The organism is Streptomyces sp. NPDC006140 (assembly GCF_040628815.1).
Taxonomy (GTDB): Bacteria; Actinomycetota; Actinomycetes; order Streptomycetales; family Streptomycetaceae; genus Streptomyces.
In genome coordinates this window covers 253964-275487 of the sequence record NZ_JBEXTS010000010.1, presented here as the reverse complement: position 1 = coordinate 275487, position 21524 = coordinate 253964, and the positions used below count along the sequence as shown (strand labels likewise).

Genomic DNA, 21524 nt, shown 5'->3' with positions numbered 1-21524 from the left:
CAAATCAGGGTGGTATTCAGGCATCCTGGAGGGTGCGCCGGGCGGGTGTCCGCAGTCGCTTGCCCCGCCTGGTCGGGCCCCACGGCTTCAGGACGGAGATCACCGTCATGAAGACGTACGCGGACAGCGAGACGGCCGGCCCGAACAGCACGTCACCGGCGTCGGGCAGCGACCCGCCCGCGGCGACGGCGGTGACCGCGGCGTTCACCCCGGGGCGCAGGGCGAACACCGTGGCGGTGGTCGTGGCGAGGGTCAGCCAGAACTTCGTCCAGACCCACCGGTGCCGGGCCAGGCCCCACGCCGTGCCCAGCGACAGCACCAGGCCGCTGAGGAGCGTGAGGAACGCGACCGGCAGCAGGAGCCAGTCGGCGAAGAGCTTCATGGCCCGCACGCACGCCTCCACGGTCACGGCCGACCCGGTGGTGGCGGCCGTGGTCCCGAGGGCGAGCAGCCCGAGCGTGAGCCCGAGCCAGCTCGCGGAGGAGGTGACATGGACGACGAGGACGGCCCGGCGCGCCGGGCGGCTGAGCTTCGGCATCGCTTTCGGCTTCGGGTTCGGCATCACGCTCGGGTTCGGGTTCGGTGTCGTATCCACGCGGAACACGGTGCCGGGGCGGGGCGCCGGTGGCGTCTCACGGCGGGAGTAACCCGGCGTACTGACGTCGGCGTACGTACACGCGTACGGGGCGGTGTCAGAGGCCTCCCTTAGTGTCGCGGCATGAGCGAACCTCCCCACCTCGCCTCCATCCGCGAGTCCTACGACGCCGTCGCCGCCGACTACGCCCGGCGCGTCAAGGAACCGGCCGAGCTGGACCCGGTGTCCCGGGCCATGCTGGGCGCCTTCGCCGACCTCGTACGGTCCCGGGGACCGATCGCCGACCTGGGCTGCGGCCCGGGCAAGGTGACCGCGCACCTGGCCGCCCTGGGGTTGCCGGTCTTCGGCGTGGACGTGTCGCCGAGGATGATCGAGCTGGCCCGGGCCGCGTACCCGGAACTCCGCTTCAGCGTCGGCTCGATGACCGCGCTGGACATCGGCGGCGGTGAACTCGGCGGCATCCTGGCGTACTACGCCACCCACCACACCCCGCCGCAGTGGCTCCCGACCGTGTTCTCCGAGTTCCACCGCACCCTCGCGCCCGGCGGCGTGCTGATGCTGGCCGGCCATGTGGGCGAGGAGGAGCACGTGCGCCCCACGCACGCGTACGGCGGCCATCCGGTGTCCTACGAGTCGTATCTGCTGCCGCCGGACCGGATCGCCGACCTGCTGCACCGGGCCGGTCTGGTGGTCACGACCCGGATGGTGCAGGAACCGGAGGGCGGCACGAAGCGGCAGGTCGGCACGTTCCTGGCGCAGAAGCCGGAGTGACCCCGGCGCCGTTCAGGCGGCCGGTTCGTGCAGCCACACCCGCAGCGGCCCGACCGCCTCGAAGCCGTGCCGGAGGGCGGCCGCCAGGTCCTCGCCCGCCTCGTAGCCGACGACGGGCAGGGCGGGGAAGAGCCGATGGAGCGCGTGCAGGACGAGGGGCCAGGCGGCGTCGGGCCCGCCGTCCCGCCCGAAGACGTTGGAGACCCCGACCACGTGCTCACTGCGGCGGGCCACCGCCCCGGCGACGACCCGCCCGCCGGCGGACCGCCCGGCCAGCACGAAGACGTCCGGGTCGGTCAGCAGCCCCGGCCGGAAGAGGTCCGCGTGGCCGGCGCCGTCGTCCCAGGCCAGCGCCCAGGCACGCAGCGTCCGCGGATCGCCCGCCACCTCCCACGCGAGGTCCGGGGCCAGGGCGGGCGGCCCGGCCGGCCGGTGGATCCACCGCGCCTCGAACAGCACCCGGAACCCGGCCTCCGTCAGATCGAGGTCGGCGAAGCTGTCCTTGACCGAGGCGCCGGGCGACGCCAGGTCGATCCGGGCCGCGAGCGCCTCGGGGTCGGCATCCGGCTCCAGCGTCACCGCGTCGGGATAGAAGAGCGGCGTACGGGCCGCGGCGGCCCAGGCATGGTCCCCGAACTCCCCGGCCACGCCGTGCGCCCGGCACATCGCCGCGCACCACTCGGCGTTGTCGCGGGCGGCGAAGCGGACCAGAGCCTGCTGCGGAGTCGTCATGAGAGCGGATCAAATCGATGGCAGCGCCGGTCCGTCCACCGATTTGATGGTTGCCGACCCCGAGCACCGCCGGAAGGACACCACCCTGTGCCTGACTCCCCTGCGCACACCGGCCCGGCCACCGCGCTCCTGCGCGAGTTCGGCGCGGCGGACATCGCCCATCCGGGCGGGGCCCTCCCCGCCCATCCCCAGCGCGTAGCTGACCGCACCCCGCAACCGCAGGAGGTGCTCGCCGCGTGAAACTGAGCGCGATCACCCTGGACTGCGCGGATCCGCTCGCGCTCGCGGCCTTCTATCAGCAGGCCACCGGCCTCGAACCGCATCCGATGTCGAACGCCGGCTTCGCGTCCCTGGGCGGCAGTGAGGGCGGGCTCTCCCTCGGCTTTCAGCGCGTCGCCGGCTACCGGCCGCCGAGCTGGCCCGACCAGGAGGTACCGCAGCAACTGCACTGCTGCTTCAGGGTCGAGGACTTGGACGAGGCCGAGGCGCGACTGGTGGGGTTGGGCGCGGGCAGGCCGGAATACCAGCCCAACGTGAGCAGGTGGCGGGTGCTCACGGATCCCGCGGGGCATCCCTTCTGCATCATCGCGGGGCCGGGTCCGACTTGACCTCAAGCAAAGTCGAGCTCTTAGCGTGCCGTGGACGTGATCAACGGCTGACGGCAGGGAGAGATGACGATGATCCTCGTGACCGGCGCGACCGGGAATATCGGGAGTGCCTTGCTGAGGGAGTTACGCCTGTCCGGTGCCGCACCTGTGCGAGGTCTTACTCGTGCTGTGGGACGGGTCTCGTTCCCTGAGGGGGTCGAAGCCGTTGAGGGCGATCTCGCGCGGGCGGAGTCCCTGAAGGCCGCGTTGGAGGGGGTGCGCTCGCTGTTCCTGTTGGTGGGCATGGGCGCGGAAGGAGAGATCATCGCGGCTGCCCGGCAGGCGGGCGTCGAACACGTGGTGCTCGTGTCATCGATCTCGGCGCAGACTCATCCGCATCTGCCCGCGGCGTGCGAGAACCTCGCGGTCGAGCGATTGCTCAAGGACAGCGGCATGGCCTGGACCATCCTGCGCCCGACGCAGTTCGCCTCGAACACCCTCTGGTGGGCGCAGTCGATCCGCGATCAGGGCGTGGTCCGAGCGCCGTACGCAGACGTCGGCCTTCCCGCCATCCACCCCGCGGACATCGCGGCGGTGGCCCGCGTGGCGCTGGCCGAGCCGGGGCACCGGGGACGGACGTATGCGCTGACCGGGCCGGAACGCGTCACGGTCCGACAGCAGGTCGAAGCCATCGCCGCGGTGTCGGGGCGAGAGGTGGCCTTCATCGAGATCAGCCGGGAGGAAGCCCACCGGCAGATGGCTTCCTTCATGGGAGACGAGACCGCGGATGCTGTCCTCGACTTGATGGGTGGGGACGTCAATGACGAATTGCTGAAGGTGCGCGACACCGTTTCCCGGGTCACCGGGTCCGTGCCCAGATCGTTCCGGCAATGGGCATCGGACAACGCTGCCGCCTTCGGCTGACCGTGGCGTGGCGCACTATTGCAAGCGGGTGCTTGCAATAGTTAGCGCGGTGCGGCACTGTGGAGGCATGGCATCGCTCAACGTCGGCAATCTCGGTGACTACCTGCGCGAGCAGCGGCGCAACGCGCAGCTGTCGCTGCGGCAGCTCGCCGACGCCGCCGGGGTGTCCAATCCGTATCTGAGCCAGATCGAGCGCGGGCTGCGCAAGCCGAGCGCGGAGGTGCTGCAGCAGGTCGCCAAGGCCCTGCGGATCTCCGCCGAGACGCTGTACGTCCGCGCCGGGATCCTCGACGCCGAGCGCGACCGGGACGAGGTGGAGACGCGGGCCGTCATCCTCGCCGACCCGACGCTGCACGAGCGGCAGAAGCAGGTGCTGCTGCAGATCTACGAGTCCTTCCGCAAGGAGAACGGGTTCGGGACCGGCGACGGCACCGACGGCGCCGAAGGCTCGGGCGGCTCCGCTGTCGTCGGCGTCGTGCTCGGCGAGGACGCGGCCGACGCGGCGGACACGGACGGGCCCGCCCCGGACGGCGGTACCGGGAACGGCGGCACCGGGATACGACGGACCCGCACGGCCGACGGCGAACCGCCCGCCGCCGAGCGCCGTACCGGCGGGAACGACGGCGGCACGCCCGCCACCGCCCGCCGCACCCGCAAGAACACCGGCGGCACGCCCGCCACCGCCCGCCGCACCCGCGGCGCCGACGGCGGTACGTCCGCCACCCGCCGGACCCGCAAGGGCGCCGGCGGCAGTGACACCGATCCGCAGCAGACGGCCGGCTGAGCCGGTCCAGGGCACCGGCCGCCGACTGCGGATCACACCACCCTCAGCCGAACCCTCAAGCGAAACAGAATCCGGGAGGACCATCACCATGGCCATCACCGACGACCTGCGCAAGACCTTCAGCGACCCGACCCCGCTCTACTTCGCCGCGGGCACCGCCGACCTCGCCCTTCAGCAGGCCAAGAAGGTGCCGGCCCTGGTGGAGCAGCTGCGGGCCGAGGCCCCCGCGCGGATCGAGGCCGTGCGCAACACCGACACCAAGGCCGTCCAGGAGAAGGCCTCCGCCCGGGCCAAGGAGGCCTCCGCCCGCGTCAAGGAGACGCAGCAGACCCTCCAGAACAAGGTCACGGAGTTCATCGGCTCCATCGACGTCGACATCAAGAAGCTCGGCAGCACGATCGACGCGGACCTGAAGAAGGTCGGCGAGACCGCCCAGGACTTCGCGCTGCGCGGCGTGGGCGTGGCCGCCGAGTACGCCGTCAAGGCCCGCGAGACCTACGAGAAGGTCGCCGAGCACGGCGAGCAGGCCGTGCGGACCTGGCGCGGCGAGGCCGCCGAGGGCATCGAGGACGTCGCCGAGGGCGTCGAGGAGCTGGCCGTGGCCGTCGAGCCGAAGCCGGAGCCGGTCGCGGTCAAGGAGGAGCCGGCGAAGCCCGCCGAGGCCAAGACCGCCCCCGCGAAGAAGGCCCCCGCCAAGAAGGCCCCGGCGCGCAAGACCGCCACGGCGAAGAAGACGACGCCGCCGGCGAAGTAAGCACGTGAGCCGACGCGGGCCGGGCACCCTGGGGGTGCCCGGCCCGTTGTACGGGTACGGTGACCGCGTAGGGACGAGCCGAGTCGGGTGGTGGACGTTGTGCTGATGCAGGGCTTCGCAGGGTTGATGTGGCTTCTGAGCATGGCCCTGATCGTTTTCAGCGGCTTCGCGTTGATCGACGCGGCCGTGCGCCGGGAGGACGCCTACCGCGCGGCCGACAAGAAGACCAAGCCGTTCTGGCTGATCATCCTCGGGCTCGCCTTCGTGGTGAACCTGCTCTTCCCGATCCTGTCGTTCCTGCCGATCATCGGCCTCATCGCGACGATCGTGTACATGGTCGACGTCCGGCCCGCGATCCGGGCGCTCCCGGGCGGCGGCCGCAGCAGCCGAGGCTCCAGCAGCGACGGCCCGTACGGCCCGTGGAACGGCGGCCGGTAAGGGCCTTCGGCAGCCCTGACGCGCCCGGGTCGGCCTTCCGCACCCCTGACGCCCGGGGCCACGGGACCCGGTACACCCCCCGGGCTGGCTACGGCACCCGGTCCAGCAGCAGTACCGCCACGTCGTCCGTCAGCTCGCCGCCGTTGAGGTCGCGGACCTCGTTCACCGCCGCCCGCAGCAGCTGCTCGCCCCGCAGGCCCTCGGCGAACTGGCGGCGGACCATCTCGGTCATGCCCTCCTGGCCGAGTCGCTCCCGGCCTTCGCCGACGCGGCCCTCGATCAGGCCGTCGGTGTAGAGCATCAGACTCCACTCGGCCCCCAGCTCCACCTGCATCCGCGGCCAGCGGGCCCCGGGCAGCAGCCCGAGGGCCGGGCCGTTGTTGTCGTACGGCAGCAGCCGGGCCGGCCGGCCCGGGCTGGCGAGCAGCGGCGAGGGGTGGCCCGCCAGGCACAGGCCCGCGCGGCGGCCGTCCGGCGCGATGTCCACCGTGCACAGGGTCGCGAAGATCTCGTCGTCGGCCCGCTCGTGCTCCAGCACCTGCTGCAGCGTGCCCAGCAGCTGGTCGCCGCACAGGCCCGCCAGTGTCAGCGCCCGCCAGGCGATCCGCAGCTCCACGCCGAGCGCGGCCTCGTCCGGGCCGTGGCCGCAGACGTCGCCGATCATGGCGTGCACGGTGCCGTCCGGTGTGCGTACGACGTCGTAGAAGTCACCGCCGAGCAGGGCCCGCGAGCGGCCCGGGCGGTAGCGGGCGGCGAACCGCAGCGAGGAGCCCTCCAGCAGCGGCGTCGGCAGCAGGCCGCGCTCCAGGCGGCGGTTCTCCTGCGCGCGCAGCCTGCCCTCGGCGAGCCGGCGCTCGGCCGACTCGGAGCGCTTGCGCTCCACGGCGTAGCGGATCGCGCGGCTCAGCAGCCGGCCGTCCAGCTCGTCGCGGAAGAGGTAGTCCTGGGCGCCCACCCGCACGGCCTCCGCGCCGCGCTCGGCGTCGCCCGAGGCGGTCAGCGCGAGGACGGCGTGCCGGGGCGCGAGCTCCAGCACGTGCTTGAGCACGGCGAGCTCGTCGTCGGAGTCGCTGTGGCCGGGCGCGGGCAGCGCGAGGTCCAGCAGGATGCAGTGGACGTCGTCGGTCAGCAGCCGCTCGGCCTCGGTGAGGTTGCGGGCCGTGCGGACGCGGATCGGCTTGCCCGCCTGGTCGAGCATGTCCGGCACGATCGGCGAACCCGCCGGATCGTCCTCGATCAGCAGCAGCGTCAGGTTGGTGTGGGCGGTGTTGTTGTCCACCTTGTCCGTGGTTTTTCCGGCGGTGTCCGGCGTGCGCGGGGCCTGCTCCGAGGCGTCCGTCACGGAGTCCTCGGCGGAGCCGCCGCACGGGGACGCGGCCTGCGCCTGACCACTCTCCACGGCCGGAATGGCTCTCTGCCGCGGTATGGGTACGGGCATCGTCTTGGGTTCCTTCCCTCCCCCCGAGGGCATGGCGGGGGCGAGGGACCTCGACCCACCGACGGGGACCATAGCGGGTGTCGGCGCCGCATAGGAATGGTGTGAGCCACGCCGCTGCGCCACCGGCCGGTGTCATATGCCGCGATATGCCCCGCAGTTGGACAGCCCGGAGATGCTGCGGGGATGACGAACGTCACGTCAGCGCGGCGTTTGGCGGGTGGTTCGGGGTGGGGTGGGTCACGTGGGCCAGGTCACCGGGGGTGCGTGCGTGTCCGATAACCGGTGTGTGCTCGGGGGTTCAGCCCGCGTCGGGCCGTACCACTCCGAGGATGGGCATGGATCCCGCCCCCGCGAGGGTCACGTCCCGCCCGGGCCGGGGCGCGTGCACCATCACGCCGTCACCGACGTACATCGCGACATGGCTGGCGTCGTCGAAGTAGATGATGAGGTCGCCGGGCCGCATGTCCTGGACGTCGATGTGGTGCAGCTGCTTCCACTGCTCCTGCGAGGTGCGCGGGATGCCGCGGCCGGCGGATATCCAGGCCTGTGAGGTCAGCCCCGAGCAGTCGTAGCTCTTCGGGCCCTCGGCGCCCCACTGGTACGGCTTGCCGATCTGGGCCGTGGCGTACGCGACGGCCTTCTTGCCCTGCTCGGAGGCCTTTGCGCTGATGTCCCGGAGGACGCCGGAGTCGAGCCAGGCGGTCTGCGCCTTGTCCGCGGCCTCCTTCTCCAGCTGGGCGAGGCGCTCCTGCTCCTCCTTCCGCAGCTCGGACTCGAGCTTCTCCGCCTGCGCGATCTGCTTCTCGATCTTCTTCTGCGCGACGGCCTTGGCCTTGCGGCCCGCCTCCAGCTTCTTCCACTGCGCGGAGGCGTCCTCGGCGTACTGCTCCAAGTCCTCCTGGGTGCGGGTCAGTTCGCCGATCAGGCCCTTGGTCGCGTGCTGGCCCTGGCGGACCCGGTCCGTGCCGTCGAGGAACTCCTGCGGGTCGTCGCTGAGCATCAGATGGGCCTCGGGCGGGAGCCCGCCGCCGCGGTACTGGGCGGCGGCCGCGGCGCCCGCGCGGTCCTTGAGCTGCTCCAGCCGCTCCTGGCCCTTGACGATCTTCTTGGCCAGTTTCACGAGCTCGTCGGACTGCTTCTCCGCCTTCTCCTCGGCGGCGTTGTACTCGTCGGTGGCGCGGGCCGCGGCGCGGTAGAGCTTGTCCAGCTTCTCGCGGACGGCCTCGAGGTCCCTGCCGGGGGCGAGCGTCGGGCCCGTGCTCGGGGTGGGGGAGGGGCTGGGGCTCGCGAACGCCGTGCCCGGTGCCGCCAGCACGGTGACCGCGCAGACCACGGCCACGGCCGTCGCGATCAGGCCACGCTTGCCCCTACGCATACCCCATCCCCCAAACTGATTAACCGTCAGTAACTTCCGGTTCGCCTGGGGATGCTGCCATGTCGGCGGGCAAAGCGACAGGGGTAGTGCTTCCCGCCGCCCCCTCCCCGGTATGCCCCCGGCATGACGATCTCCCCGCGTGTGTGACGAACGACTCAAAGAGATCGTTCCCCGAGGGTTCAGGTCCGGGGTGCCAACGCCTCCCACCGCACCGTCACTTCGCCCTGCCGCCAGCGCGCCGGCCCGTCCGCCACCGGCCAGTCGGCCGTCAGGTCCCGTACCGCCCGGATCCAGCGCTGGCGGGCGCCGTAGGAGGCGTAGGGCGCGGCGGCGGCCCAGGCGCGGTCGAAGTCGCGCAGGAAGGCGTGCACCGGCTCGCCCGGGACGTTGCGGTGGATGAGCGCCTTCGGCAGGCGTTCCGCGAGGTCCGAGGGGCGCTCCAGGGAGCCGAGGCGGGTGGCGAAGGTGACCGTGCGGGGTCCTTCCGGGCCGAGCGCGACCCACACGTGCCGACGGCCGATCTCGTCGCAGGTCCCCTCGACCAGCAGCCCGCCGCGCGATCCGCCCGCCGGGTCGGCCGGCGCGAGCCGCGCGCACAGCCGCTGCCACACGGCGGCGACCTCGCCCTCCTCGTACTGCCGCAGGACGTTCGCCGCGCGCACGAGCAGGGGGCGCTGCGGGATGGGGAGCTCGAAGCCGCCGTGCCGGAAGGCGAGCCCCGCCCGCTCGTACGGCAGCGCCGCCGCGACCCGGGCCGGCTCGATCTCGATGCCCACGACACGCGCGCGTGGCGCGACCGTCCGCAGCCGGTGCAGCAGTTCGACGGCCGTCCAGGGGGCGGCGCCGTAGCCGAGGTCGACCGCCACGGGGTCGGCGGCGCGGCGCAGCTCCGCGCCGTGCGTCGCCGCGATCCAGCGGTCCATGCGACGCAGCCGGTTGGGGTTGGTCGTCCCGCGCGTGACCGTTCCCAGCGGGCGGGAGGCTGCGCGGGCTGTCATGCCTAAGAGGGTATGCGGCCCCCGGCCACCCCAGGGGGACGAACCCCGCCCTCGAACGGTTGAGCGATCCCTGGTAATGGCTCGGCAAAAACGGCCCCGCCGGGGACCCGGGAGGAATGGGAACGCCTCGCTCCGGTGTTGCACCGGCTTGGAGGGCATCCGCGCCTCCGTCCGGTATGCCCGCAGCCAAGGAGGAAGGCCACGTGAGCCAGTACATCGGCAGGCTCGGGCGGCGCTCCGCGTCCTCGCCCGCGCGCCTCCGGCTGCACCGCAGGCCCCGCCGGGTGGCCATGCTCTCCGTGCACACCTCCCCGCTCCACCAGCCGGGCACCGGCGACGCCGGCGGCATGAACGTCTACATCGTGGAGCTCGCGCAGCGCCTCGCCGCGATCAACATCGAGGTCGAGATCTTCACGCGCGCCACCTCGGCGGCCCTCCCGCCGACCGTCGAACTGGCCCCCGGCGTCCTCGTCCGGCACGTCGACGCGGGCCCCTACGAGGGCCTCGCCAAGGAGGACCTCCCGGCCCAGCTGTGCGCCTTCACGCACGGCGTGATGCAGGCCTGGGCCGGCCACCGCCCCGGCCACTACGACCTGGTCCACTCCCACTACTGGCTCTCCGGCCACGTCGGCTGGCTCGCCGCCCAGCGCTGGGGCGTCCCCCTGGTGCACGCCATGCACACCATGGCCAAGGTCAAGAACGCCAACCTGGCCGACGGCGACACCCCGGAACCGGCCGCCCGGGTCATCGGCGAGACCCAGATCGTCGACGCCGCCGACCGGCTCATCGCCAACACCACCGAAGAGGCCGACGAACTCGTCCGGCACTACGCGGCCGACGCCGACAAGGTCGCCGTCGTCCACCCCGGTGTGAACCTGTGCCGCTTCTCGCCCGCCGACGGCCGCGCCGCCGCCCGGGCCCGCCTCGGCCTGCCCCAGGACGCGCTGATCCCGCTCTTCGCCGGCCGCATCCAGCCCCTGAAGGCCCCCGACGTGCTGCTGCGCGCCGTCGCCGTCCTCCTCGACGAGCGCCCCGAGCTGCGCTCGCGCATCCTCGTGCCCGTCGTCGGCGGCCCCAGCGGCAGCGGCCTCGCCAAGCCCGAGGGGCTGCAGAAGCTCGCCGCCCGCCTCGGCATCGCGGACGTCGTACGGTTCCATCCGCCGGTCGGCCAGGAGCAGCTCGCGGACTGGTTCCGCGCCGCCTCCGTGCTCGTCATGCCCTCCTACAGCGAGTCCTTCGGCCTGGTCGCCATAGAGGCCCAGGCGGCCGGCACCCCGGTGCTCGCCGCGGCGGTCGGCGGCCTGCCGGTCGCCGTGCGCGACGGACACAGCGGCTTCCTCGTGCGCGGCCACGATCCGGCCGACTACGCGCGCGTGCTGCGCGACTTCGCCGACGACCCGCGCCTGGCGCCCCGGATGGGCGCGCAGGCCGCCCGGCACGCCCAGTCCTTCGGCTGGGACACCGCGGCCGCCGCCACGGCGGACGTCTACACGGCCGCGCTGCAGGCACACCGCCGTCACGTACGCTCGCACCATGGGTGACGCGCAGAAAGCGGCAGCACAGACCGTCGAGGCCGTCCTGAAGGACGCCGACCTGGAGTGGGAGAGCCCCGAACCCGGCACCTACGTCGCGCAGCTCCCCGGCACCCGCAAACTGAAGACGACGGTCTCCCTGATCGTCGGCCGCCACTCCCTGTCCCTGAACGCCTTCGTCATCCGCCACCCAGACGAGAACGAGCAGGGCGTCCACCGCTGGCTCCTGGAGCGGAACCTCAAGCTGTACGGCGTGAGTTACGCCGTCGACCAGCACGGCGACGTCTACGTCACCGGCCGGCTCTCCCTGTCCGCCGTGACCCCCGAGGAGATCGACCGCCTGCTCGGCCAGGTCCTGGAGGCCTCCGACGGCAGCTTCAACACCCTGCTGGAGCTGGGCTTCGCCTCGGCGATCCGCAAGGAGTACGAATGGCGGGTCTCCCGGGGCGAGTCGACCCGGAACCTGGACGCCTTCGCGCACCTCACCCAGCGCCCACAGCGCTGACCCGGCCCGCGCGGTAACGCCCCGGCGGCACGCCCACCAGCCTGCGGAAGTGCCGGGTGAGGTGCGACTGGTCGTAGAACCCGGTCGCCACCGCCACGTCACCCGGCGACCGCCCCTCCAGCAGCAGCCGCCGGGCGCGGCCCACGCGCAGCGACGTCAGGTACTGGTGCGGGGCGATGCCGTACGCGGTGCTGAACGCCCGTACGAGATGGGCGGGATGGGCCCCGACGAGCCCGGCGGCCTCCGTCAGCCCGATGCCCTCGACCACCCGCTCGTCCAGCAGCTCGCGCAGCCGGCGCGCGAGGACCGGATCCGCGGGACGGGCCTTGTCGCTCTCCCCGCGCAGATGCCCGCGCAGCCGCTCCCCGACGAACATCAGCCTGCTCTCGGCCTCCAGCTCCTCACCGGGCCGCAGCAGCGCGCCGTGCAACTGTCCGACGCGCCGCCGCAGCAGCGGATCGCGCAGGTCGGGCCGGTCGACGGCGGCCCCGATCAGCTCGTCGCCGAGATACGTCCCGTCGAGGTACAGCACCCGCTTGCGGAAGCCCTCCGGCGTGACGGGCGAGCCGTTGTGCGGCACGTGCGGCGGCAGCAGCGACACCGTGTCGTGCGGGGTGCCGTGCTCGTGCCGGTCGAGGTCGTACCGTACGGCGCCGGTGTCCACGATCAGCAGCGTCCATGCCTCGTGGACGTGCATCGGATACGCGTACTCGGTGAACCGCGCGTGGAAGACCTCGACGACACCCGGCACGTCCGGCCGCCAGGCGGAGACGATCCGCTGCTGGGGCGTGCGGGCGGGCTGTGCGGCCATGCAAAAAACGTACAAGACCCCGGCGACCGCCGCCGGGCACGCTCGGACCATGAACACCGAACCGATCCGCTTCGACACGAAGATCGCCGTCCTGCTGCGCGTGGACCTGGCGCCCTGGCAGCGTCTCAACGTGACATCGTTCCTGGTCAGTGGCCTGGGAACACAGGTGCCCGAAGTGATCGGCGAACCGTACGAGGACGCGGACGGCGTGCCCTACCTGCCGATGTTCCGCCAGCCGGTCCTGGTCTTCGAGGCCACGAAGGAAACCCTCACCTCGGCCCACACCCGAGCCCTGTCCCGCTCCCTGCCCCGCTCGGTCTTCACCTCCGACCTCTTCGCCACGGGCAACGACCGCGACAACCGCGCGGCCGTACGGGCGGTGCCCACGGCGGAACTGGACCTGGTGGGTCTCGCCGTGTACGGCCCGAAGAACGCGGTGGACAAGGTGGTGAAGGGGGCGCGGATGCACCCGTGAGCCAAGCGGGGGCGGGGCAGCGACTGAGCCGGGCGGGGGCGGGCAGCGACCAAAGTCGCGGGCCGAGCGACCAACGGCTGATGACAGGGCAGGGGGCTTCTCCGCAGACTCGCTTCCATGGAGGAAGCCGGGAAAGTGCCCATGAGCAAGCCGTCGACGGGAAAGACCACCGAACTCGCGGAATCGGCCTGGGTCATCGTGCTCTTCTGCGTCGCCTGCGGTGCCGTCGCCGGTGCCCTGCTGCCCCTCCTCGCCCGCCTGCTGCTGTCCCTGCCGTGGGCACCGCTGAAGGGCCCCGCCGAGCTGCTGACCTCCGTCCCGGAACCCGCCCTCACCCTCGCCACCATCGCGGTGGGCGTGCTGGCCGGCCTGCTGCTCGGCTTCTCGGCGGTGCACGACTCGCTGTCGGTCCGCATCGGCGACACCCACGTGACCCTGACGATCAGGGACGGCTCACAGGAGTTCGCCCGCGAGGAGATCTCCGCCCTGTTCCGGGACGGCAAGCAACTCGTCGTGCTGGCCCCGGGCGGCATGGAACTGGCCCGGGAGCACTGCGGCCTGCCCTGGCGCCGCCTCGCGGAGGCCCTCACCGAGCACGGCCACACCTGGGTGGAGGAGGACCCGTACCGCGCCGAGTTCCACCGCTGGGTCCCCGGCACCCCCGGCCTCCCCCCGGGCGCGGACGCCCTGCTGCGGGCACGCGCGCGGGCCAGGAAGGACGAGGACAGCGCCGAGGAGGTCCGGGAGTTGCGCGGGGAACTGCTGCGGCTGGGCGTGGTCGTACGGGACGAGGACCAGCGGCAGTACTGGCGGATCGTCAGCGGCTGACCTCCGGGCCTCCAGACCTCAGAGCCTCCAGGCCTCAGGGAGCGCAAGCCGCGGCGATCGACACGCTGTTCTCGTACAGGTGGTGCCGGGTGATCCGCCCGTTCTCCACGGTGAGCCGCAGGGCGAACGGCCCCGAGAAGGACTTGCCCGTCGCCCGGACGGTCCCCGAGACGTGCCCCGTCAGAACGGCGTCGGTCCCGTCGACGAGGAAGGCGTCCACGGACGCGCGCGCCTCCTCGGGCACGGTGTAGCGGGCCAACTCCTCGGCCTGGGCGGCGCATTCGGCGGCGGTGGACCGGGGCCGGATCCAGGGGACCCCCGGATTCTCGGCCAGCATCCAGTCGACCTCGTCGGCGAAGAGCGCGGTGAGCCCGGCCGTGTCGCCGGCGAGACGCAGTTCGAGGAACTTCTGGACGGTCGCGCGGGTGGCCTCTGACGTGCTGGTGGTCGTCGTCGGGCTGGTGGTCGCCGTGGGGCTCGTGGCCGTCGTCGTGTTGGTGGTCGTCGTCCCGCTGGTGGTCGTCGTCATGGGGCCAGCTTGCCGGGGCCCGGAGGGGGCGTCGATTACGCCGAAGGTAAGGACGCCCGGCCCGCCCTGGCGACAAGGCGCTGACGGCACATCACCACCGTCTCCTGGAATGGGTTGTTCGCAGGTCAGTCCCATACTAGAGTTTTGGCATGGCTAGAACGCCGCGCATGACCCTGCAGACACAAGTGGTACTGCGGACTCTCCTGGAGACCCCGGCCAAGGCGCGCTACGGCCTGGAGCTCTCGAACGCCGCAGGCCTGCCCACCGGCACGATCCACCCCATCCTCGCCCGTCTCGAGGCGGCCGGCTGGCTCGAGTCGTTCTGGGAGGACCAGGCGGAGATCGAGAAGACGGACCCGCCCCGCCCGCGCCGCCGTTACTACCGCTTCACCACCAACGGCGCCGAGTCGGCCCGCCTGGCGCTGGCCGCCGCCTACCAGGGCGGTGCCGCGTCCGCCCGACTCCGCCCCGCGCCCGACGGGTTGGGGAGCTGACGCCGCCAGATGCACGAGTACGAGTACAAGTACGAGCACCCGGCTTCCGCCCGCCCCGCCGACTCCCGGCGCCGCCGTGGCACGGACCTGGAGCACATGGTCCTGGCCGAGCTGCAACAGGTCGCGACCGGCCTGGGCATCAAGGACGCCACGCGCATCCGCAAGAGCGCGCTGATCGACCGCATCCGTGCGGCGCAGGGGGAGCAGGCGGGGGCCGTCACGCGGACGCGTCGCCGGACTGCCGCTCCCGCCCGCCCGCCCGTTCCTTCTTCTCCTCCGTCGCCGACGGTCGTTCCGCAGATCCGTGGCAGGCGCCTGGAGGAAATGGTGCTGGCCGAGCTGCAACAGATAGCTTCGGCCCTCGGCATCAGGGGGACGGCGCGCATGCGCAAGAGCGAGCTGATCCGGACCATCCGCGACCGTCTGCGCGAGCAGGCGGCGGCGCCCACACCACAGGACGCGGACCCCCAGCCCGACCCCGCCGACCGTGCCGCCGCACGGCACGCCGCCGACATCCCACCCCGACGCACACGCTTCACCACGCTCGGAATCCGCGCCATCTCACTCGGCACCCAGTTGCTGCCCGCCGCTGCCCGCGAGCGCTGGCAGGAGGAGTGGAAGGCGGAGTGGGCGGATCTGGCCGAACGACCGGGCCGCACCCGCCTGATGTACCTCGTCCGCATCACGGCGCACAGCGCACCCCGCCTCGCCTGGAGCCTGCGCCGCGCTTCCCGCAGGGAGGCGGCGTGACCGCCCGGACGCCCTGCAAGCCCTCCCCGCGACTCCGGACCCGCCGGACCCGGGGCCCCAAGAACAACCCGCCGCTTCCCTCTCGGCCTAGGAACCGTGGAAGCGGCGGGACCCACCAGACAGGAGACCGCCTGATGTCGATCCAGGATCGCACGCCCCCCGCCGCCCCGGAAGTCCGGCCCGAACCGGGCCGCCACCTCACCATCCCCCTCCGCTACTTCCCGGGAACCGGGTTCGCCCTCGCCGGCGCCATCACCGCCGGCATCACCTGGCAGTACGTCCCCCAGCAGAGCGTCTGGCCCCTCGCCGTCCTGGGAGCGGTGGCGATGCTCTGCGACGCGGTGATCGTGGGGTGCCGGGGGGTGCGGCGTAGCTGATCCGCTCGGAGGCGCGTGACCCCTGGCTCATGGCTGAGGGGTCACGCGGAGCAGCAACATACATCAATCTGCATTAACTACTCTCGGTACATGTCCATGAAGCGTACGAACGTCTACGCCGACCCTGAGGACCTGGCGATCATCAAGGAGGCGGCCAAACGGCGGGGGATAAGCGAGGCCGAGATCATCCGCCAGGGCATCCACCTCGCCGCCATGGCGAACCGCGTCTGGGACGAGCCTCTCTTCTCGCGCACCTTCGAGGGGCCGGGACGGACGCCGTCCAAGGCGGAGGTCCGTGACGGGGTCGCCGACGTGGTTGTCCGCGAGACGGAGTCCGGGACTGCCGAGTGATCCCGAGCGGGTCGTCGAGAACAGGGGTTGCTGGGCTGACCTGCGGGAACGGCATGATCGGTGATTAGGGGATTCAGGGGACGGAGCGCCGTAGTGACGGCGTGGTGAAGGTGTAGGCAGAACCGGGTGCGGGGTATAGGAAAGGCCCCGGGCCTCCCTGCTCAGGAGTTCGATCGCCCCGCGGGCAGGTCGGGTCCCGCCTCGTGTAGCGGTGCATGACTGGCTGCTGTGTGTTGCCGTCGTCCGGGGTCGTTGGTGTCAGTGTTGGATGTCAGCGGAACAGTTCGGGCACCGGGCAGGCCTCCAAGGGCTGATCCGGCCGGTCAGCCCAGCGCCACCAGAAGTGCCGACCGGCGCATTTCCACAGCGATCGGCAGGTCCGCCGGCCATCGTCCTCCCGTTTGGAGAACACGAGGCCGCCGGACCTCATGGGCTGGTCGCACTCAGGACAGGCCGGTGTGTCGCCGCTCATACGACGCACCATAAAGGCCAGGGCACAGCCTCGCTCCTCAGCACAGCGGGACGTCCGCAGGAGCGGGCAATAGTTCGTCCCTGCCGCTCCAGCTCCTGACGATTCGGGGGGCAGAAGCCGGACCCGTTCTCGCGAATCCACCTGTGCTGCGGCAGCAGCTGACGGCCAAGGACGGCCCCACCACGGCAACAAGCCCCCTACCAGCGGAGAACCCGCAGGCAGGGGGCTTCTGCAGCGCTGCTTACTTCTTCTTCCCCTGGTTCTTGACCGCCTCGATCGCCGCCGCGGCCGCCTCCGGGTCCAGGTACGTGCCGCCCGGGTTCAGCGGCTTGAAGTCGGCGTCCAGTTCGTAGGAGAGCGGGATGCCCGTCGGGATGTTGAGGCCCGCGATGTCCGCGTCGGAGATGCCGTCCAGGTGCTTGACCAGGGCGCGGAGGGAGTTGCCGTGGGCCGCGATCAGGACCGTGCGGCCGGTCAGCAGGTCGGGGACGATCGCGTCGAACCAGTACGGGAGCATGCGGACGACGACGTCCTTCAGGCACTCCGTGCGGGGACGCAGCTCCGGCGGGAGGGTCGCGTAGCGCGGGTCGGAGAACTGGGAGTACTCGGCGTCGATGTCCAGCGGCGGCGGCGGGGTGTCGTAGGAGCGGCGCCACAGCATGAACTGCTCCTCGCCGAACTCGGCGAGCGTCTGCGCCTTGTCCTTGCCCTGGAGGGCGCCGTAGTGGCGCTCGTTCAGGCGCCACGAGCGGTGGACCGGGATCCAGTGGCGGTCCGCGGCCTCCAGGGCCAGCTGGGCCGTGCGGATCGCGCGCTTCTGGAGGGACGTGTGAACGACGTCGGGCAGGAGATCGGCGTCCTTCAGGAGCTCGCCACCGCGGACTGCCTCCTTCTCGCCCTTCTCGTTCAGGTTCACGTCCACCCAGCCGGTGAACAGGTTCTTCGCGTTCCACTCGCTCTCGCCGTGGCGAAGGAGGATCAGCTTGTACGGTGCGTCGGCCATGCCCCAGAGCGTAATCCACGCATTCGCCCGTTCGCGTGGCTGCCCGGCAGGCGGACGTTTGACGGGTTCTGTTAATTGAGTGGTCCCGGTCAAGCGGCGACTTGTAACGTGCGGTTGCCGACTGAGCCTCTTACTTCCTGTGGCAGAGACTCTTACATCCTGCTGTATCCGGGGGATTCCGTGCCGTACGCCATGCGCGCCCGTCGTGCCGTCCGAGAGACGGTCTCAGGGCTGCCCCGCGAGTTCTGGTGGCTGTGGACCAGCACCCTGGTCAACCGGCTCGGCGCGTTCGTCGCCACCTTCATGGCGCTGTACCTGACACTCGACCGCGGTTACTCCGCCACGTACGCCGGCCTGGTCGCCGCCCTGCACGGGCTCGGCGGGGTGATCTCCTCGCTGGGCGGCGGGGTGATGACCGACCGGCTGGGGCGGCGGCCGACCCTGCTGATCGCGCAGGCCTCGACGGCCGTGTCCGTGGCGCTGCTGGGGTTCGTGCGAGACCCGGCCGCGATCGCCGGCGTCGCCTTCCTCGTCGGCATGGCGAGCAACGCGTCGCGGCCCGCCGTGCAGGCGATGATGGCGGACATCGTCCGGCCCGAGGACCGCATCCGGGCCTTCTCCCTCAACTACTGGGCCATCAACCTCGGCTTCGCCGTCTCCTCCATGGCGGCCGGGTTCATCGCCGAGGCCAGTTATGTCGCCGGGTTCCTGATCGAGGCGGCGATGACCATGGCCTGCGCGATCCTCGTCTTCCTGCGGCTGCCCGAGTCCCGGCCCGCCGAGGCGGTGAAGACGGCCGCCGCCTCCGCCGACGACTCCGTCAGCCTCGGGACCGTGCTGCGCGACGGGCGTTTCATGAGCGTCGTCGGGCTGTCCTTCCTCGTCGCGCTGATCTTCCAGCAGGGCTCGGTGGGGCTGCCGGTGGCGATGGGCGAGGCCGGGTTCACACCGGCCGAGTACGGCATGGCGATCGCCGTCAACGGCGTGCTGATCGTCGTCCTCCAGATCCCGGTCACCCGCTTCATCGAACACCGGGACCCGCGCCGGCTGCTCGTCGTCTCGTCCGTCCTCGCGGGGTACGGCTTCGGGCTCACGGCCTTCGCCGGGTCGGTCGGGGTCATCGCCCTGACGGTGTGCGTGTGGACGCTCGCCGAGATCGTCAACGCGCCGACGCAGACCGGGCTCGTCGTACGGCTGTCCCCGCTGCACGGGCGCGGGCGCTACCAGGGCATGTACACGATGTCCTGGTCCGTCGCCGGCCTGGTCGCCCCGCTGCTGTCCGGCTTCGTCATCGACCGGTTCGGGGCGGAGTGGCTGTGGGGCGCGTGCGCCGTGCTGGGGACCGTGGCCGGGCTGGGGTACGGGGTGCTGATGAGGCGGGTGCCGGAGGAGAAGGCGGCGGTGGTGGCCGAACCGGAGGCGGGGACGCGGGCGCAGCCGGAGGTCGGGGCGGCGTGATCCCGCACGTCAGCCGAGAACCGCGGTGATGTGGGGCTCGGTGTCCAGCCACCGGGAAGCGGCGTCGGCGACGGTGTCGCGGGTGGTGGCGGACAGGGCGGCCAGCCACCGCGTCCTCTCCTCGTGCGGGTCCAGACCGAGGTCCTGCCAGTAGCCCAGCAGTGATACCGCCGTCTCACCCGCGGACCACAGGCGCAGGATCTCGGTGCGGGCGTGGGCGACGGCGGCGTGGTGCTCCGCCTCCGTCGGGCGACACGAACGGACCAGGGCTCTGACTCGGGCCGCGGCCTCCTCCACATGGCCGTGCGGAACGCGCAGGGACACCTGCCACAGGCCGTGGCCCGGTCCGGAGCGCAGCAGCGCCCACGGCGAGTACGCCCAGCGTCGTTCGGTGCGGAACTCCCGGGTGAGCCACGCGTGGTGGTGGCCACCGACGACGCGGGCGGCGACGGCGAGTGCCGCGAAGTCCTCATGGTCGCGCCGTGGCGCTCGCCAGCCCAGGCGGATGAGGGCGCTGCCGTCGCTGACCACGTCCAGGTCCCAGTGTCCGCGGGAGACGGGAGAGGTGTCCGGGGCGGGTTCCGCGCCCCGGGAGGACAAGCCGTGCAGCAGGGCGGCTCCGTGGTGCGGGCCGACGTACGCGGCGGACAAGGTGCCCGCCGACGCCGGCCGGGACAACGAGGGCGTCCGGTCCGCCATCGCCGCGAGCAGCGCGTCGTGGAGCCCGGACCACTGCGACGGCGGCGTGTGCAGGGCGAGGTCCGCCAGCAGGTCCGCCGTCGCCTCGCTGTCGTCGCGCTCCCAACGCCACGCCGCCGCCGAGGCGGCCCGTGCCTCGGCCAGGAGCCCGGCCGGAAGCGGGGCGTGCAGCGCCGACGTCACGGCTTCCACGGTTTCCGCGAACCGGCCCGGCTCGGCGGCCACGTGCGCCACCACGCCATGTCCGTCCGCCTCCACGCTCGCCACGGCGCCCAGGAGCGCCAGCCGCCGGTGCAGCGGTGTCCCGCCGGCCGGCGCCGTGGGCAGCGCCTCGGCGAGCACCCGCCCGAGCGCGACGCGCCCGGCGGGGTCCGCCTCGACCCGCAACCGGACCCGCAGCCAGGCCAGGGGCGCGTCCGGCCGCGTCAGCACGGCCGTCACGAGCGTGGTCCCCGTGTGAGGACGCGATACGGCGCGGCCACCAGTTCGCCGGCCACGGCACGCAGGTGCGCGGGCGACACGTCGGCCAGGCGTCCAGGCGCGTCGGCCAGTCGCTCCACCCCGCCGTGCACCAGCTCCGAGGCCACCGACAGCACGGGCAGGGTGACGGGGTCCGCCAGCCGCTGCCGCAGTTCCGTCCCCATCCGCCGCGCCGCCGCGACGACCAGGTCCTCTCCCACGTCCCACTCCTTGAGGACGGCCACGACGGCCGCCGGCACTCCCAGCGGGTCCTCGTCGGCCTCATGGTGCACCTCCACCACGAAGGGCAGTGGCGCGGCCACGTCCCACGGGTCGGCGAACGGCCCCACGTAGGCCGCCAGCTCCAGCGCCCGCGGCAGCGAGTCCTCCAGCACCCCGTCGTCCGGCCCCACGAGCACGTCCGCCAGCACCGACGCCCGCACGTGGCCCGGCGTGAGAGGCGAGTGCGGCAGGGACCAGGCCACGGCCGTCGCCTGGTGCGGCTGTTCGGGCGCGGCCAGCACGGTCGCCGGGCCGGGCGTGACCTCGGGCAACCGGTCGGGACGGGCGGAAGGCGTACCGCGGCGCACCTCGGGAACGCGCTTCAGCAGCGACACGGGATCCGGGGCGCACACGGCGAGCACGGCGTTGTCGGCGACGTAGTGCCGGGCGAAGAACCCGGCCAGCACCTCTGGTGTCACCCGGCGCAGCGAGGCCATGTCGCCGTAGCCGTTGTGCGCGAATTCCGGTTCGTCGTACAGCGCGGCGGGCAGCCACAGCCACGGAAAGCCGCCCATCACCGCCCCGTCGACGGCGGCCGACAGTTCGTCGGCCACGATCGCGACCTCGTTGCGCACGCGCTCCGCCGTGACCTCCGCGGCCGTGAGGACCTCCAGCAGCCGGTCCAGGAGCAGCGCCCCGTGTTCCACTGCGACGTACCCGTGGTAAACGGTGAAATCCGGTTGGGTCACGGCGTTGCAGGTGCCGCCGGCCGATGCCAGGGCACGCGCGCCGGGGGTGTCCGCGCCGCACGCCACGTGCTCGGCGAGATGTGCCAGGCCGGACCACCGGGACGTCTCGCTGCGCGATCCGACCCGCACCGCGAGGGCCGCGCTCACCACCTGGGACTCCGGCGCTGTGTGGGCAAGCAGGCGAAGTCCGGACTCGACGGATCTCATCGGCTCCAACACCCGCCCCACATTAGGTACTTGGCGCCGGGAGGGCCAGAGCGCGAAGGCCCTGACGGCCAGTGCGCCGAGGCCGTGGCGGCCATAGCCGAAAGCTTTCTCTTCCCGAGGGCAACTGCTTGATGGATGTAGGGGCCCCCGGTAGCTTCGGCCGGGTCTGATGTTCGGTTCTCAGGCGCGCACACCGTTCCCGTGAGC

26 protein-coding genes are annotated in these 21524 nt (G+C 72.3%); 16 read left to right on the top strand and 10 right to left on the bottom strand.

The features are described 5' to 3' along the window. Positions 1-16 precede the first annotated feature (16 nt). Positions 17-538 carry a DUF2269 domain-containing protein gene (locus tag ABZ386_RS25885; protein WP_358966090.1) on the bottom strand — a complete coding sequence of 174 codons (522 nt, stop codon included), beginning with the start codon at positions 536-538 and terminating at the stop codon, positions 17-19. 180 nt (positions 539-718) lie between these two features. On the opposite strand from ABZ386_RS25885, the gene ABZ386_RS25880 reads away from it, so the two are divergent. Continuing rightward, positions 719-1366 (top strand): class I SAM-dependent methyltransferase, encoded by a 648-nt coding sequence (locus ABZ386_RS25880; protein WP_356616501.1) that lies wholly within the window; start codon positions 719-721, stop codon positions 1364-1366. A 12-nt stretch (positions 1367-1378) separates the two neighbouring features. On the opposite strand, the gene ABZ386_RS25875 is transcribed toward ABZ386_RS25880, so the two are convergent. Beyond that, complete coding sequence (locus ABZ386_RS25875) at positions 1379-2098, bottom strand: hypothetical protein (protein ID WP_358965982.1); 720 nt, start codon at positions 2096-2098, stop codon at positions 1379-1381. A gap of 87 nt (positions 2099-2185) precedes the next feature. Between ABZ386_RS25875 and ABZ386_RS25870 the strand changes: the two genes are divergently transcribed. The 6 genes from ABZ386_RS25870 (at position 2186) to ABZ386_RS25845 (ending at position 5585) form a co-directional block, all read left to right on the top strand. Next, positions 2186-2338: a hypothetical protein gene (locus ABZ386_RS25870; protein WP_355716107.1), complete on the top strand. Its 153-nt coding sequence runs from the start codon at positions 2186-2188 to the stop codon at positions 2336-2338. After that, positions 2335-2706 (top strand): VOC family protein, encoded by a 372-nt coding sequence (locus tag ABZ386_RS25865; RefSeq protein WP_351338284.1) that lies wholly within the window; start codon positions 2335-2337, stop codon positions 2704-2706. The genes ABZ386_RS25870 and ABZ386_RS25865 overlap by 4 nt, the downstream gene beginning before the upstream one ends. A gap of 69 nt (positions 2707-2775) precedes the next feature. Beyond that, on the top strand, positions 2776-3609 hold the full coding sequence (locus tag ABZ386_RS25860; RefSeq protein ID WP_351339077.1) for an NAD(P)H-binding protein: 834 nt from the start codon (positions 2776-2778) through the stop codon (positions 3607-3609). A 67-nt stretch (positions 3610-3676) separates the two neighbouring features. Next, entirely contained in the window at positions 3677-4393 is a 717-nt protein-coding gene (locus ABZ386_RS25855; protein ID WP_358965979.1) for a helix-turn-helix transcriptional regulator, read from the top strand. A gap of 88 nt (positions 4394-4481) precedes the next feature. Continuing rightward, the gene (locus tag ABZ386_RS25850) at positions 4482-5147 is read left to right on the top strand and encodes a hypothetical protein (protein WP_351338289.1); all 666 of its coding nucleotides are present in this window, start codon (positions 4482-4484) and stop codon (positions 5145-5147) included. 105 nt (positions 5148-5252) lie between these two features. Further along, positions 5253-5585, top strand: a complete 333-nt coding sequence (locus tag ABZ386_RS25845) for a DUF2516 family protein (protein ID WP_078650698.1) — start codon at positions 5253-5255, stop codon at positions 5583-5585. Between the two features lie 88 nt (positions 5586-5673). Here the strand turns inward: ABZ386_RS25845 and ABZ386_RS25840 are convergent, their stop codons facing one another. From ABZ386_RS25840 to ABZ386_RS25830, 3 genes are all read right to left on the bottom strand, one after another. Further along, a complete protein-coding gene (locus ABZ386_RS25840) occupies positions 5674-7023 on the bottom strand; it encodes a SpoIIE family protein phosphatase (RefSeq protein ID WP_351338292.1) in 1350 nt (449 codons plus the stop codon). A gap of 298 nt (positions 7024-7321) precedes the next feature. Further along, positions 7322-8398 (bottom strand): NlpC/P60 family protein, encoded by a 1077-nt coding sequence (locus tag ABZ386_RS25835; RefSeq protein WP_358965977.1) that lies wholly within the window; start codon positions 8396-8398, stop codon positions 7322-7324. A gap of 179 nt (positions 8399-8577) precedes the next feature. After that, complete coding sequence (locus ABZ386_RS25830) at positions 8578-9396, bottom strand: class I SAM-dependent methyltransferase (RefSeq protein WP_351338297.1); 819 nt, start codon at positions 9394-9396, stop codon at positions 8578-8580. A 203-nt stretch (positions 9397-9599) separates the two neighbouring features. On the opposite strand from ABZ386_RS25830, the gene mshA reads away from it, so the two are divergent. Beyond that, the gene (mshA, locus tag ABZ386_RS25825) at positions 9600-10937 is read left to right on the top strand and encodes a D-inositol-3-phosphate glycosyltransferase (protein ID WP_356500406.1); all 1338 of its coding nucleotides are present in this window, start codon (positions 9600-9602) and stop codon (positions 10935-10937) included. After that, positions 10930-11433: a YbjN domain-containing protein gene (locus tag ABZ386_RS25820; protein ID WP_351338301.1), complete on the top strand. Its 504-nt coding sequence runs from the start codon at positions 10930-10932 to the stop codon at positions 11431-11433. The genes mshA and ABZ386_RS25820 overlap by 8 nt, the downstream gene beginning before the upstream one ends. Here the strand turns inward: ABZ386_RS25820 and ABZ386_RS25815 are convergent. Further along, positions 11411-12244 carry an AraC family transcriptional regulator gene (locus ABZ386_RS25815; protein ID WP_351338304.1) on the bottom strand — a complete coding sequence of 278 codons (834 nt, stop codon included), beginning with the start codon at positions 12242-12244 and terminating at the stop codon, positions 11411-11413. The genes ABZ386_RS25820 and ABZ386_RS25815 overlap by 23 nt on opposite strands. Positions 12245-12293: 49 nt before the next feature. Between ABZ386_RS25815 and ABZ386_RS25810 the strand changes: the two genes are divergently transcribed. Continuing rightward, complete coding sequence (locus tag ABZ386_RS25810) at positions 12294-12719, top strand: DUF2000 domain-containing protein (protein WP_114253828.1); 426 nt, start codon at positions 12294-12296, stop codon at positions 12717-12719. A gap of 141 nt (positions 12720-12860) precedes the next feature. After that, complete coding sequence (locus ABZ386_RS25805) at positions 12861-13547, top strand: hypothetical protein (protein WP_358965975.1); 687 nt, start codon at positions 12861-12863, stop codon at positions 13545-13547. A 34-nt stretch (positions 13548-13581) separates the two neighbouring features. Here the strand turns inward: ABZ386_RS25805 and ABZ386_RS25800 are convergent, their stop codons facing one another. Then, positions 13582-14076, bottom strand: coding sequence for a nuclear transport factor 2 family protein (locus ABZ386_RS25800; protein ID WP_351338311.1), 495 nt, complete (start codon positions 14074-14076; stop codon positions 13582-13584). A gap of 149 nt (positions 14077-14225) precedes the next feature. Here ABZ386_RS25800 and ABZ386_RS25795 point away from each other — a divergent pair, with 149 nt between their 5' ends. The 4 genes from ABZ386_RS25795 to ABZ386_RS25780 all read left to right on the top strand — a co-directional run bounded on the left by ABZ386_RS25795 (position 14226) and on the right by ABZ386_RS25780 (position 16048). Then, entirely contained in the window at positions 14226-14570 is a 345-nt protein-coding gene (locus ABZ386_RS25795) for a helix-turn-helix transcriptional regulator (RefSeq protein ID WP_351338314.1), read from the top strand. A gap of 9 nt (positions 14571-14579) precedes the next feature. Then, positions 14580-15320, top strand: a complete 741-nt coding sequence (locus tag ABZ386_RS25790) for a Rho termination factor N-terminal domain-containing protein (protein WP_358965973.1) — start codon at positions 14580-14582, stop codon at positions 15318-15320. Positions 15321-15454: 134 nt separating this feature from the next. Then, a complete protein-coding gene (locus ABZ386_RS25785) occupies positions 15455-15697 on the top strand; it encodes a hypothetical protein (protein ID WP_355714050.1) in 243 nt (80 codons plus the stop codon). Positions 15698-15787: 90 nt separating this feature from the next. Next, positions 15788-16048: a CopG family transcriptional regulator gene (locus tag ABZ386_RS25780; RefSeq protein WP_355714047.1), complete on the top strand. Its 261-nt coding sequence runs from the start codon at positions 15788-15790 to the stop codon at positions 16046-16048. Between the two features lie 713 nt (positions 16049-16761). Here the strand turns inward: ABZ386_RS25780 and ABZ386_RS25775 are convergent. Further along, complete coding sequence (locus ABZ386_RS25775; protein WP_114253822.1) at positions 16762-17523, bottom strand: phosphoglyceromutase; 762 nt, start codon at positions 17521-17523, stop codon at positions 16762-16764. A 192-nt stretch (positions 17524-17715) separates the two neighbouring features. Between ABZ386_RS25775 and ABZ386_RS25770 the strand changes: the two genes are divergently transcribed. Then, complete coding sequence (locus tag ABZ386_RS25770) at positions 17716-18981, top strand: MFS transporter (protein ID WP_351338346.1); 1266 nt, start codon at positions 17716-17718, stop codon at positions 18979-18981. A 9-nt stretch (positions 18982-18990) separates the two neighbouring features. On the opposite strand, the gene ABZ386_RS25765 is transcribed toward ABZ386_RS25770, so the two are convergent. Together ABZ386_RS25765 and ABZ386_RS25760 are read right to left on the bottom strand one after the other, a co-directional pair. Continuing rightward, positions 18991-20121: an insulinase family protein gene (locus ABZ386_RS25765; protein ID WP_358965971.1), complete on the bottom strand. Its 1131-nt coding sequence runs from the start codon at positions 20119-20121 to the stop codon at positions 18991-18993. After that, positions 20118-21317: an insulinase family protein gene (locus ABZ386_RS25760; protein ID WP_356500398.1), complete on the bottom strand. Its 1200-nt coding sequence runs from the start codon at positions 21315-21317 to the stop codon at positions 20118-20120. Before ABZ386_RS25760 ends, ABZ386_RS25765 begins: the two co-directional genes overlap by 4 nt. Positions 21318-21524 lie beyond the last annotated feature (207 nt).